Source organism: Rhodothermales bacterium (genome assembly GCA_039944855.1).
Classification (GTDB): Bacteria; Bacteroidota; Rhodothermia; order Rhodothermales; family JANQRZ01; genus JBBSMX01.
Genome location: JBDUXZ010000031.1, coordinates 50,354 through 63,491, shown reverse-complemented (window position 1 = coordinate 63,491; position 13,138 = coordinate 50,354). Strand labels below are relative to the sequence as shown.

The 13,138-nt window shown below is 69.0% G+C and carries 9 protein-coding genes; 2 read left to right on the top strand and 7 right to left on the bottom strand.

The window, feature by feature from the left end; translation table 11 throughout:
• Positions 1–59: 59 nt before the first annotated feature.
• The 6 genes from ABJF88_15665 to ABJF88_15640 all read right to left on the bottom strand — a co-directional run bounded on the left by ABJF88_15665 (position 60) and on the right by ABJF88_15640 (position 9,416).
• Positions 60–2,138 carry an NADH-quinone oxidoreductase subunit L gene (locus ABJF88_15665; protein MEP0548374.1) on the bottom strand — a complete coding sequence of 693 codons (2,079 nt, stop codon included), beginning with the start codon at positions 2,136–2,138 and terminating at the stop codon, positions 60–62.
• A 78-nt stretch (positions 2,139–2,216) separates the two neighbouring features.
• Positions 2,217–2,522 (bottom strand): NADH-quinone oxidoreductase subunit NuoK, encoded by a 306-nt coding sequence (nuoK, locus tag ABJF88_15660; GenBank protein MEP0548373.1) that lies wholly within the window; start codon positions 2,520–2,522, stop codon positions 2,217–2,219.
• Between the two features lie 76 nt (positions 2,523–2,598).
• The gene (locus ABJF88_15655) at positions 2,599–3,108 is read right to left on the bottom strand and encodes an NADH-quinone oxidoreductase subunit J (protein ID MEP0548372.1); all 510 of its coding nucleotides are present in this window, start codon (positions 3,106–3,108) and stop codon (positions 2,599–2,601) included.
• Positions 3,109–3,340: 232 nt separating this feature from the next.
• Complete coding sequence (locus tag ABJF88_15650) at positions 3,341–4,951, bottom strand: Ppx/GppA phosphatase family protein (protein ID MEP0548371.1); 1,611 nt, start codon at positions 4,949–4,951, stop codon at positions 3,341–3,343.
• Between the two features lie 238 nt (positions 4,952–5,189).
• Complete coding sequence (locus ABJF88_15645; GenBank protein ID MEP0548370.1) at positions 5,190–7,982, bottom strand: M4 family metallopeptidase; 2,793 nt, start codon at positions 7,980–7,982, stop codon at positions 5,190–5,192.
• A gap of 261 nt (positions 7,983–8,243) precedes the next feature.
• Positions 8,244–9,416 carry an HAD hydrolase-like protein gene (locus ABJF88_15640; protein ID MEP0548369.1) on the bottom strand — a complete coding sequence of 391 codons (1,173 nt, stop codon included), beginning with the start codon at positions 9,414–9,416 and terminating at the stop codon, positions 8,244–8,246.
• A gap of 92 nt (positions 9,417–9,508) precedes the next feature.
• Between ABJF88_15640 and ABJF88_15635 the strand changes: the two genes are divergently transcribed.
• Positions 9,509–11,029 carry an alpha/beta hydrolase-fold protein gene (locus ABJF88_15635; GenBank protein MEP0548368.1) on the top strand — a complete coding sequence of 507 codons (1,521 nt, stop codon included), beginning with the start codon at positions 9,509–9,511 and terminating at the stop codon, positions 11,027–11,029.
• Positions 11,029–11,640 (top strand): lysophospholipid acyltransferase family protein, encoded by a 612-nt coding sequence (locus ABJF88_15630; GenBank protein MEP0548367.1) that lies wholly within the window; start codon positions 11,029–11,031, stop codon positions 11,638–11,640. Before ABJF88_15635 ends, ABJF88_15630 begins: the two co-directional genes overlap by 1 nt.
• Before the next feature lie 164 nt (positions 11,641–11,804).
• Here the strand turns inward: ABJF88_15630 and ABJF88_15625 are convergent, their stop codons facing one another.
• On the bottom strand, positions 11,805–13,136 hold the full coding sequence (locus ABJF88_15625) for a DUF58 domain-containing protein (protein ID MEP0548366.1): 1,332 nt from the start codon (positions 13,134–13,136) through the stop codon (positions 11,805–11,807).
• Positions 13,137–13,138: the final 2 nt, after the last annotated feature.

Here is a 13,138-nt window from a genome sequence, read left to right as displayed (position 1 = left end):
GTTGGGCGGTGGGTAGGGGCGCAGCACGCTGCGCCCGTACTACAAAAATGGCGCTGCGTCTAAACGAAGATCATGAGGGCGACGACGACGACGACGCCGAGCACGAGGGCGAGGGCGTAGTTCTGCACGACGCCGGTCTGCATCCCACGTCCCCACCCGCTGAGGCGGCGGACGAGGCTCGCGGTGCCGTTCACCGCGCCGTCCACGACCTTCGCATCGAACGGGGCGAGGCCGCGGCGCGAGCCCTCGGTGATCGGGCGGACGATGGTCGCGTCGTAGGCCTCGTCGACGTAGTACTTGTTCGCGAGGAGGGTGTAGACCGCGCCGAGCTTGCGGCGGACCGTGTTGTCCGTCTGCACCCCGCTCGTTTTATAGTTCAGCCACGCGAAGCCCATGCCGACGATGGCTATCAGGCCACCGAGCCCGAGCAGCCCCCACTCGATGGCGTGCGAGACGTGGTGCACGGTCTCCGCTTCGGCCACCGGCCCGCCGTACGCCGCGCCGAGGTAGTGGTGGATCCAGCTCTCGCCGAGCACGGCCGGCAGCCCAAAGAACCCAGCGATCGCGGCGAAGAAAGCGAGTACGACGAGCGGGACCGTCATCGTCCATGGGCTCTCGTGCGGCTTCGTGTCCACGGCGTCGGGCCAGCGCTCGCGGCCCTCGAACGTAAGCACGTACGCCCGCGTCATGTACACGGCCGTCAGGAGCGCCGTCACGATCCCGATGCCCCATACGATGTACGCCCAGAACGCGCCGTCGTAGCCCAGTTCGAACGCCTTGAACAGGATCTCGTCCTTCGAGAAGAACCCAGAGAGAAAAGGGAAACCAGCAATGGCGGCGGTAGAGATGAGGAAGGTGATCGCCGTGATCGGCATGTGCTTGCGGAGGCCGCCCATCGTCCGCATGTCCTGCGCGTCGAACGGCCCGTCGTACGGCAGCGGGTTGTTGCGGAGCGGGTCCTGGTGCTTCTCCGAGTCGAGCGGGGTGTCGTGGTCGCCGTGGTGCTTCGGGATCACGCCCTTGTGCTCGAGTTCGTGCTCGACGTGGTGCATCGCGTGGATCACCGAGCCGGAGCCGAGGAAGAGACAGGCCTTGAAGAAGGCGTGCGTCATCACGTGGAAGATCGCGACGAAGAACGCGCCGACGCCCGCCGCGACGAACATGTAGCCGAGCTGCGAGACGGTCGAGTACGCGAGGACCTTCTTGATGTCGTTCTGCGTGATCGCGATCGTCGCCGCCATGATCGCCGTGATCGCGCCGACGAAAGCGATGAGGATCATCACGCCGGGCGCTTCGAGCACGACCGGGCTGAGGCGGGCCAGGAGGTAGAGCCCGCTCGTCACCATCGTCGCCGCGTGGATCAGCGCCGACACCGGCGTCGGGCCGGCCATGGCGTCGGGGAGCCACACGAAGAGCGGGATCTGCGCGCTCTTGCCCGTTGCCCCGATGAACATGAGGAGGACGATGACGGAGGCCGTCCCCGCCGTCAGCACGTCCATGTTCTCGAAGATCGTCGTGAAGTCGAGCCCGAACGGCGTCACGCCCGCGCCTACCATCGCCTTGTAGAGCACGAACATCCCGAGGAGGAAGGCGAAGTCGCCGATGCGGTTGACGATGAACGCCTTGTTCGCCGCCGCCGAGTTCTTGAGGTCGGTGTACCAGAACCCGATGAGGAGGTACGAGCACAGCCCGACGCCCTCCCACCCGAGGAAGAGGACGACGAGGTTCTCCGCGAGCACGAGGTTGAGCATCGCGAAGATGAACAGGTTCAGGTACGCGAAGAAGCGCCAGAACCCGTCATCGCCGTGCATGTACCCGATCGAGTACAGGTGGATCAGCGCGCCGATGCCCGTCACGATCAGCGTCATCAGGAGCGAGAGCGCGTCGATCCGGTAGTCGAACGCGAGCGAGAGGTCGCCCGCCACCATCCACGTGTACGTCCGGACGACCTCGAACCCGCCGTGCTGCCCGAGGAACAGCATGACGGTGAGCACGAACGGGATCGCCACGGCCGCCGTCCCGATGATCCCGATGAGCTTCTCCTGCTTCCGGAAGGCCGGGGCGAAGAGCCCCATCAGCCCGATGAGGGCCGCGCCGAAGAGCGGCAGGAGGAGGATGAGCCGTACGGAAGTTTCCATGCTGTTGGTCAGTAGTCCGTTGTCCGTGGTCCGCGGTATAGCAACGGACAAATGACTACGGACAAATGACTCGCGGCGCTAGCCGCGAAAGAGGTTGATCTCGTTGACGTTCACGGTCGTCTTGTTGCGGAAGAGCGCGATCACGATGGCGAGCCCGACGGCGGCCTCGGCCGCGGCCACGCTCATCACGAAGAACACCAGGATCAGCCCGTCCACGTCCGCGAAGCTCTGGGCGAAGGCGACGAGCGTGAGGTTCACCGCGTTGAGCATGAGCTCGATCGAGAGGAAGATCACGATCGCGTTGCGCCGGAGGAGCACCCCGAGCACGCCGATCACGAACAGCACGGCCGAGAGCGAGAGGTACCAGTTGAGGGTGAGTTCCACGAGCGTCGGGAGTCAGGGGTCGGGAGTCGGGGGTCGAGGCTCAGGAGCAATGGACGCCCGACCCCCGACGCTCGACTCAAACGAATCGCTTCTTGGCGAGGAGGACGGCGCCGATCGTGGCCGCGAGCAGGAGCACGCCGATGATCTGGATCGTGAAGGCGTAGTCGGTGAAGAGCACGAGGCCGACGGCCTCGGCCGAGCCGTTCACGCTCGCCTCGAAAGGCGTCGTCGTCGTCGGCACCACGTCGAGGCCGAGGGCGACGACGTAGAGGATCTGCGCGAGAACGGCGACGCCGAGGAGGAAGGCCACGCCCTTCCGCCAGTCGAAGGCCGGCAGGCGCGGGACTTCGCCGAGGTTGAGGAGCATGATCACGAAGAGGAACAGCACCATGATCGCCCCGGCGTAGACGAGGATCTGGATGATGGCGATGAACTGCGCGTGCAGCGTGAGGTAGAGGCACGCGATCGAGAACAGGTTCATCACCATCCACAGCGCGCTCGACACCGGGTTGCGCGCGATCAGCATGCCGAGCGCGCCGACAATCGCGAGGACGGCAAACAGGAAAAACAGGAGGGGTCCGATCATCGGGTGAGGGGTCGGGCGGGCGCGAGCGAAGCGCACGAAAACGGGCGGCGCGGGGGACGAGACGACGAGGGGGTGAGGGCTCCCGCGCAGATCGACGGAAGTTAGAGAAAGGACGCCAGAGCATCAACCGGCCTCCCACGCGAAGAGCGGAAGAATGCAAGAAAGGCCCGCCATAGCCCGTAGCGGCATCGCACAAGATACCGCCGCGCGGGCTGCGACGGCGCGCCTCCCCCTACGCCCCTTCTACCTCGACGCGGACAGGCAGACCAAACGTGCGGCGGAACAGCCCCGCGCCCCGGCCCGCCGCCCACACGTCGAGCTGCGGGTCGGCTTTCGTCTGCACGACGAGGCGGAGCCGGTCGTCCTCGCAGTGGGCGTCGAAGTGGATGACGTTCTGGAAGTGGCTGCGGTCGAGGCCGTTCGCGAGGCGGAGGATCGCGGCGAGTTCGTCGACGAGGCGCCGCTGCTCGCCGTCGAGCCGGGCGTAGTCGGCGTGGCGCTCGCTCGGGAGGCCAGCGCGGTGGTAGCGGGCAACATTCGCGATGACGGCGATCTCGTCGGGCGTGAACCCCTTGAGGTCAGCGTTTTTGATGACGTAGAGTGAGTGCTTGTGGTGGCTCCGGCGGCTGACGGCGTAGCCCACGTCGCGGAGGATCGCGGCGTATTCGAGCAGCTCGCGCGCGTGCTCGCCCCGGCTGTGGAGCGGCTCGGTCGCGTCGAAGAGGCGGAGGGCGAGGCGGGTGACGTGGCGGGCGTGGGCCTCGTCCCACCGGAGCCGGATCGCGAGGTCGTAGACGCTCCGCCGCCGCACGCTGCGGAACGGCGCGAGCCGCTTGATCCACTTGTAGTTCCGCTCGACGAAGTCGACCACGATCCCCTCGCGGAGCGCGTCGGGGCTGACCTCGAACCGCTTGATCCCGAGGTCCTTCAGCACGACGTCGATGAGCGTGGCCCCGGCGACGATCTGGTCCACGCGCTTCTCCAGCAGGCCAGGCATCCCCAGCCGCTCTGCGCGGTCGGAGCGCATGACGAGCTTCGTCGCGCGCCGGATGTTGACGGCGTCGAAGACGTAGTCGAAGATCTGCCCGGCCTCGCCGAACGACGACGACGCGAGCGTGGCGAGGTTCTGCAGCGTGCCCGAGCTGCCGATGACGCGGCGGACGCCGCGCTCGTGCGCCACGCGGAAGACCGGCCCGAGCTCGCGGCGGATGTGCGCCCGGAGCGCCTGGAACTCCGGCGCCTCCACGGGATCGGTCGTGACGAACTGCTCCGTCATCCGCGCCGCGCCAAGCTTGAGGCTCGTGGCGAAGTGCATCCCGTCGCGGTCGGCCACGATGAACTCCGTCGAGCCGCCGCCGATGTCGACGAGGAGCGACGGCTCGGCGAGGTCGACGGCGTGGCGGACGGCTTTGTAGATCAGCTCGGCCTCGATCTCGCCCGAGATCGTGCGGATGTAGATCCCGGTCTCCTCGCGCGCCCGCTCGATGAACTCGCCGCCGTTCTCGGCCTCGCGCACCGCGCTCGTGGCGCAGGCGACGTAGTCGGACACGCCGTAGCCGTCGGCCATCTCGCGGATGCTGGCGAGGGCGGCGAGCCCGCGCGCCTGCGCCGCCTCGGTCAACTGGTGCGTCGTGAACCCGCCCTCGCCGAGCTGCACCATCTCCTTGAGCGTGGCGACGATCGCGAACGTGCCGTCGGGGAAGGCGTCGAAGACGACGGCGTGGAACGAGTTCGAGCCGATGTCGATGACGCAGAGCCGGATCGCGCCGGGTACGGCGCTGGTCTCGACGCCGGGGGCGGGGTCGAGGGTGGCGTCCGTCGTCGGGTAGAGCGGGACAGGCATGGAGCGCTGAGGCAGAAGGGCTGGCCGAGGACCGCAAGCTACGCCGCGGCGGGACCCCCCGCCCCGTTCGCATCACACTGACGCGCTCAACGCTCACGGGGCTGTCCCCCTTGAAGGGGGACAGCTCGTCGAAGTCGGGAGCAGACCGACCACGAGACGGACAGGGGGTCCGCCAACGAAAGAGGGGGCGCCCCGATATCGGAACGCCCCCTCGCTACCCCTCAGCGAACGTGCTGTGCTAGCGCACGATCGTCATCTGCTTCGTCTCGACGTGGTCCCCCGCCGTCAGGCGGTAGAAGTACGTCCCCGCCGGGAGGTCCGTCGCGTCGAAGCGCACCTCGTACGACCCCGCCTCGCGCACGTCGTCGGCGAGCACGGCCACCTCGCGGCCGAGCACGTCGTAGACCACGAGCCGGACGGCGCTCGTCGCGTCGAGCCCGTAGCTAATCGTCGCCGATGAGGTGAGCGGGTTCGGCCGGTTCTGCCCGAGGCCGAACTCCACCGGGCCGGTGAGCGACTTCGCACCGACCTCGACCGGCACGCTCTCGGCTGCGTCCGGCGCGAACGCCATCGGCGTGCCCTCTTCCCCACCCGCGAAGAGCGGGTTCGGGCTGAAGTAGGCCACACGCGTCACCTTGTAGCCGTAGCGCGTCACGCTGTAGTCGCTGACGAGATTGGCCGTGATGCTCGCGCCGTCCACGATCGCCCAGAACGCGGACTTGCTGCCGTGGTAGGTCGCCCGCGTCGTGCCGCCCGCGTCCTTGATGTAGACGAAGTCGTAGTTCGCTTCCGTGTTGAACTGCGAGAAGTACATCGCCACGCGCTGCGCGCCGGCCTTCGTGTAGGTCTTCGAGTTGTTGTAGTTGTTGGGGTAGTTGTGCGGCGACTCGTAGACGAGGTCCTCGTAGTACCACTGCGGCGTGCCGCCGCCCCCGCCCGTCGGGAAGGTGACGGTGAGCTGGTAGTCGTCGGTCGTGGACGAGGCGCCGTTGTAGCCGTCGACGCGGACGTAGTAGGTCCCGGCGGCGGCGTTCGTGACGGAGATCGTCTCGGGGTTGTTCGTCGTGTAGCCGCGGCCGAGTTCGGCTTGGGCGCTGTTGTAGAGGAATACGTCGTAGTCGCCGGAGAACCCGCCGAGCGTGACGTTGATCGTGCCTGTCGCCGTGGACGTGAACGTGTAGTAGTCGTCGTCGGAGGACGAGGCGATGAACGAAGAGATCGCCGTGCCGGACGTGAGCGGGCCGTGGGCGGTGGCGAACGAGTCGTTGGGCTCGTACGTGTCGTTCGAGGGCGGCGGGTTCCCCCCACCGGCCGGGCTCCCGATGCCGACGGACGCCCACGCGTTCTGCACCGTCGAATACTCCGTCCCGCTCGTGCCGTAGAGGTCGGCCGTGGCCTGGAGCACGCCGGTCCGCGCGGCGGCGAAGTTCGTCGACTGCGTGAAGTAGACCGTGAGGGCGCGGTACCAGATCGCCTCGGTCTTGGCGCGGCCGATCGCGGCGACGGCCTGACCGTAGTGCGTGCCGCCGTCGGCCATGAGGTAGGCCACCTTGTTCGGAATCCCGGAGTTGATGTGGACGCCGCCGTTGTCCCCGGAGCCGGTGTAGCGGTCGGCGTAGCGGTCGGGCTGGTTGCCGAGCGGCGGGTTGTTGAGGTAGCGGAGCGCGTCGCCCGAGACACCCGGCGTGTAGCTGTCCTCGCCGACCTTCCAGTCGTCGCGGTCCACCATCGCCGCGAAGATGTCGGAGACGGCCTCGTTGAGCGCGCCGGACTCGTTCTGGTAGATCAGCCCGGCCGAGGCGCTCGTGACGGCGTGCGTCAGCTCGTGCGCCGCGATGTCGAGCGAGACGAGGGCGATGAACTGGCTGCCGTCGCCGTCGCCGTAGACCATCTGCGAGCCGTTCCAGAACGCGTTGTTGTAGTTGTTCGAGTAGTGGACCGTGCTCGTAATCGTCGCGTTGTTGTTGTTGTAGGAGCTGCGGTTGTGGGTGTTCTTGAAGTAGTCGAACGTCGTGATCGCGCCGTAGTGCGCGTCGACGGCGGCCTTCTGCACCTGCGACGTGAAGTTGTTGTCGGGGTCGGTGACGTAGGAGCCGGGGAGGCTCGTCCCGTTGTTGGCGGTCATCGTGCGGATGTAGCTCGGCCCGCGCGTGGTGTTGTAGAGGTAGTAGTTCCCGCCGGAGAGGAACGTCGGGATCGCGAGCGTGCCGCCGAAGAGGCTGGACCCGCTGCCGATGCCGTCCTGCATCATCACCGACACAGGGCTCGCCGACTCGGCGTGCGCGTCCGTCGTGTGGATCGAGTTGTAGCGGTCGACGATCTCGCCCGTGGCGGCGTCGACGAACACTTCCCAGTTGGCGGGCGCGGGCGCGTCGACGAAGAGGCGGACGTGGTACGCAAGCACGAAGGCTTTGCCGAGCGGGTAGACGACGAGTTCGGCCGTGGGCGCCCAGTCGGGCTGCTCGGCGGCGGCGAAGGCGTCGGCGGCGCGCGAGACGTTCGTGGCGCGGTAGACCGTGCCGGGGGCGAGGTTGGCCTGCGCGGCGGAGATCGCGGCGGCGGCGGAGAGCCCCGGCCGCGTGGCGACGCGCGCGGCCTCGGGGTAGACGTCGCCGTTGAAGGCGTAGACGGCCCCGCTCCGGTCGAGGTGGACGATCGACTCGGCCCCGAAGACGGGCACGCCGTCGACGGTCTGCTGCACGCGGACGTGCGTGTCGCCGAGGTCGCCGACCTCAGTACGGGTCGGGCGGAACGCCTCGGCATCCGCGAGGCCGAAGAGCGGGGCGCGCTCGGCAAGGAAGGCCGTGGCGGCGTCGACGCCGCGCTTACCGTCGGCAGCGCGGAGGTCGCCCGAGAGGAAGAGCGGCACGTCGCGCTCCGCGCTCCACGTCACTTCGGTGAGGGCTCCGGCGAAGGCGGCGTCGAGGGCGGGACGCTTGTCTTGGGCGTGGGCAGGGGCGAAGGTGGTCGCTAGCAGGAGCCCGCACAGGAGCGCGGGGAAGAAGCGTGGTGGGGTAGCGGTCCGAGGCATGGAGAGGTCTCCGTGGCTGAGAGGAGCAGGAACGAGAAGAGCCGCACCCCGATCGATTCCGCTACGTGTGTTCGCAACTCGAATGAACACCACAGATACGGCGACCGTGCGCGACCGGGACCAGGGTACGCACACATGCCCCTCCACACAATGTTCACGATCAAAAAAATCACCTCACGGACGGATCGCCCCGCCATTCCCCTCTTCGTTACCCGAAGCACGATAATTGCTTGCGCCCCGACAATGCGCGACGCGGCTCTCTCAACCTTGGCTCAGCAGGTCGCGCACGAACCCGCCTTCGCCCTCCGGCTGCGAGGCGAGCCACCGCTCCAAAAGGGCCCGACTCTCCCCCGCCTTCACTCCGCCGACGATGCGCGGCATCCGCCGTTCGGGCATCGTCTGCAGCTTGCCCGTCGCTCCGTTCGGCGGCGCGCCGAGCGCGAACACGACCGTGTCGATCCCGGCCTCGACCGCCGCGCCGAGGCACATCGCGCACGGCTCGAGGGTGGTGACGAGCACGAGATCCTCCGCCCGCCCGCCGCCTTCGACGGCGGCGTGTTGGAGCGCGAGGAGTTCGGCGTGGGCGAGGTTCGTCCCCGTCTCGCGTGCCTCGTTGTGCCCGCGAGCGACGACCGTGCCGTCCCACCGCGCCACGACCGCTCCGATCGGCACCTCGCCTGCCGCGAAGCCGCGCGTGGCCTCGGAGAGCGCCTCGCCCATCAGCGTGTCGAGTCGGCCCTGCGTCAGCACATCGGGGCCGGGCGAGACGGCGGCGAGCGCGTCGTCGAGATGGGCGAGGAGGTCGGCGGCATCGGCGTAGACCACGCGAGCGCCGGCCCGGCGCAGGGCGTCGGCGTCGAAGACCCACGTTGCGACGCCGATGCCGGCGACGCCGACGCGGGTGCAGGCCTCGAAGTCGTAGCGCGTGTCGCCGACGAGCGCTGCTTCGGTGGCAGCGACGCCGAGTTTGGCGAGCACGGCCTCGACCACGTCCGCCGCCGGCTTGGACTCGTCCACGTCGCTCTTCGTCGTCACCACGTCCACACGTTCGCGGAGATCGACGCCCGCGCTCTCGAAGATGGTTTCGAGGTCGTCCTCGCCGGACGACGTGGCGATCGCCACTTTCAGCCCGCGGTCTTTCGCGGTGGCGATGAGGTCGAGCGCGCCGGAAAAGAGGGCGAAGGCGTGCTCGGTGGCGAGCCGCTCGAAGCTCTCGCCGTAGGTTGCGCGGATGGCGTCGCCGTGCTCGCGCTCCGCAGCCTCGCCGAGTACGTCGGCGATGAGCTTGTCGCCGCCCATCCCCACGGCCCGGTCGATCCGGTCGCGGGCGACGCCGTAGCCGTGGGCCGCGAACGCCTCGACGAAGGCGGTGACGTGGAAGCGGTTGGTGTCGAGGAGCGTGCCGTCGAGGTCGAGGAGGAGCGCGGTGAGCATCGGGCGGGGAGACGAGGGGACGGGAGAAGGGAGCGCATGGGAGTATCTTTCGGCATCGTCTCCCACGCTCCCCGCAAACGGTCCAGCTTCCCGTGTTGATCCGCTCCGCCCTCCTCCTGCTCGCCCTGATCGCCGCCCCGGCGCAGGCGCAGAGCCCGCTCCCCTTCGCCACCTTCGCGCAGTTCACCGACAGCCTCGCCACGATCGGCGGCATCGGGGACGCGGACGAACGCGACGCCGCCCTCGACGCGCTGTGGGCCGACCTCATCGCGGCGGAGCAGGTCCCGTTCGCGCTCGGCGACTCGGCCGCGTTCCTCTACCGCGGATCGGCCTCCTCGCTCGCCGTCGCGGGCGACCTCAACGGCTGGAACCCGAGCGCGGGGCCCCTCGGCCGCGTCGGGCTGAGCGACGTGTGGATGCGGGTCTACCGCTTCCCCGGGGCCGCCCGGCTCGACTACAAGCTCGTCCGCAGCGGCACGTGGATCCTCGACCCGGCGAACCCGCACCAGCAGTGGAGCGGGTTCGGCCCGAACTCCGAGTTGCGGATGCCCGCGTGGGTCTTCCCCGCCGAGACCGTCCGCGACCCCCAGGTGCCGGCCGGCGCGTTCACCCCGAATCTCTCGCTCGCCAGCGCCGCGCTCGGCTACACCGTCCGCTACCGCGTCTACACGCCCCCCGGCTACGACGACCTCTCGAACCTCCCCGTCGTCTACGTCACCGACGGGCACGAGTACGCCGACGACCGGCTCGGCGCGTTCCGCATCGTCCTCGACAACCTGATCGCGGAGGGCCGCGCCGAGCCCGCGATCGCCGTGTTCATCGACCCACGCGTGAACGGGCAGAATCGCCGGCAGGAGCAGTACGTCCAGAACCCCGACTTCGCCGCATTCGTCGCCGACGAGCTCGTGCCTGCCGTCGACGCGGCGTACCGGACGCGCACCGACCGAGACGGCCGCGTGATCCTCGGGACCTCGCTCGGCGGGCTGTTCTCGGCCTACCTCGGCCTGCTCCACCCCGACACGTTCGGCAAGCTCGCGATCCAGTCGCCCGCGTTCTGGGTGAGCGAGCAGGGCGCGCTCGGATGGGAGGGACCGTCGATTTATACCCTCGTGGCTGAGGCGGAGGACGGACTGTTCGACGTGTACATGTCGACGGGCACGATCAACGACACCGAGGACGGCGCCCGGCAGATGCGGACCGTATTCGAGTCGAACGACCACGCGCTCGTCTACCGCGAGGTGCCCGAGGGTCACTCGTGGGGGAACTGGCGCGCGCTCCTCGACGAGATGCTCGCCGCCCTCCTCCCCGCCACGGCCACCGACGCCGAGGACAGCAACGGCGCGGTGCCCGATCTCCGCCTCACGCCCTACCCCAACCCCGCCCGCGACAGCGTCACGTTTCAGTTCGCCCTCGACGCCCCGTCGCCCGTCGCTCTCCGCTGCTACGACCTCGGCGGCCGGCTCGTCGCCGACCTCGCCGGCGGTGCGGCGCTGCCGGCCGGTCCCCACACCGTCGCCGTCGACGCCGAGCGGATCGGCGCGGCCGGCGTCTATGTCTGCCGGCTTTCCGACGGCGAGCGCACGGCGTCGCGCCTCGTCACGCTCGTGAACTGATGGCGCCGCCCGCAGCCGATCTCGTCCCCCTGCCCGACCTCGGCCCGCGCGTGCCGCGCAAGCGGAACGCCGTCACGCGGCAGCTCAGCCGCGCCGTGCTGCGCGCAGCGGGGTGGGGGTTCGATGGCGCCTTCCCCGACGCGCCGAAGTTCATCGTCGCCGTGGCCCCGCACACGTCGAACTGGGACTTCATCGTCGGCGTGCTTGCGCGGCGGGCGCTCGGGCTGGAGGCGTACTTCCTCGGCAAGCACACCCTCTTCGCCCCGCCGCTGGGCTGGCTGATGCGGTGGCTCGGCGGGACGCCGGTGCGGCGGGACGTGGCGGGCGGCGTCGTGCAGCAGGTCGTCGAGAAATTCCAGACGCACGACGCCTTCGTGCTCGGCCTCGCGCCGGAGGGCACGCGCCAACGGGTGACGACGTGGCGGACGGGGTTCTACCACATCGCGCGCGGCGCGGGCATCCCCATCGTCCCCGTCACGTTCGACTACGGCCGTCGCCGGATCGTCGCCGCCCCGCCCGTCGTCCCCACCGGCGACCTCGACGCCGACCTCGCGCCGATGCGGACGTTCTACGCCGCCGCGACGCCGCTGAAGCCGGAAGGCGCAGGCTAAGGGTCCCTACCAAAACCCCTCCACCTTGTCATTGCGAGGAGCGCAGCGACGCGGCAATCTCTCGACCCCAGCAAACCGGAGGAGATGGGCTGCGCCGAGCCCTGCGGGGTTGCCGCGCTCCTTTCAGTCGCTCGCAATGACGGATTGAGGTTTTGTTAGTCGGTCTAAAGCAGCCCGCGCGCTTTGACTTCGAGGTAGCGGTTGATCGTGTCCACCGTCAGCGCGTCGGGCGTCGTGAGGAGCGCTTGCACCCCGTGGCGGTTGAGCTCGCGGACGATCTCGCGCTTCTCCCAATCGAGCTTCTCGGCGACGGTTTTGACGTAGAGGTCCTCGGTCGTCTTCGCCGGCGCGGTGCGCAGCTCGTGGAGCCCGGTGTTCTCGAAGAACACGACCACGACGAGGTGGGAGCGGGCGAGCGCCCGGAGGTACGGGAGTTGCCGTTCGAGCCCGGCCCGCGTCTCGAAATTCGTGAACAGGAGGAGCAGGCCCCGCCCGTGGACGTGCTGCCGCGTCGTCGCGTAGAGCGCTTCGAAGTTCGGCTCGCGGAACGTGGTCTCCTGGTTGTAGAGCGCTTCGAGGATGCGGTAGATGTGCGCCGGCCTCCGCTCCGCCCGCACGACCGTCTCGACGCTCGACCCGAACGTGACGAGCCCGGCACGGTCGTTCTTCAGGAGCGCCGTGTTGAGCAGGACGAGCGACGCGTTGATGGCGTAGTCGAGCAGCGTCATGCCCTCGAACGGCGCCTCCATCGTCCGTCCCATGTCGATCACGGCGTAGACCGGCTGCGAGCGCTCGTCCTGGTACTGGTTCACGTGGAGCCCGCCGCGCCGCGCCGTCGCCTGCCAGTTGATCGTGCGGGGGTCGTCGCCGGCGACGTACTCGCGGATCTGGTCGAACTCCATCGTGCGCCCGAGCCGCCGGACGCGCTTGACGCCGACCTCTTCGAGCCGGTTGCTGGTGGCGAGGAAGGCGTAGCGACGCATCTGAATGAACGACGGGTACACCTGAACCTGCTGGTCGGCTTCGGCCCGGAACCGGCGTAGGAGCAGGCCGATGGGTCCGGCCGCATACGCGAGCACGGCGCCGAAGTGGTATTCGCCGCGCTCCGTCGGGCGGAGCGTGTAGCGGAACCGCCGCTCCTCTCCCGCGCCGAGCGCGAGGCCAAACCGCTCGTCGCGGACCTGGAACTGCACCGGCACCTCGTCGATCACGTCGAGCCGGACGGGGAAGCCGTAGTCATTCGCGAGGACGAGGTCGACGGGGTTCTCGTCGCCGTTTGAGAAGCGGTCCGGGGCCTCGCGGCGGGCGCGGATGCCGCCGCTCCGCCACAGCATCCACGCGTCTACGAGCGATGCCGCCGCGAGGGCGAGCACGCCCCCCTTCGCGAGCGCCGTCACCCACGGCACGAAGAAGCCCACGACGAACCCGAGCACGAGCCCGCCGAGCAGCCAGAACAGCCGCGTGCTGAGGTAGAGGCTACGGAGGAAGCGGACCATGC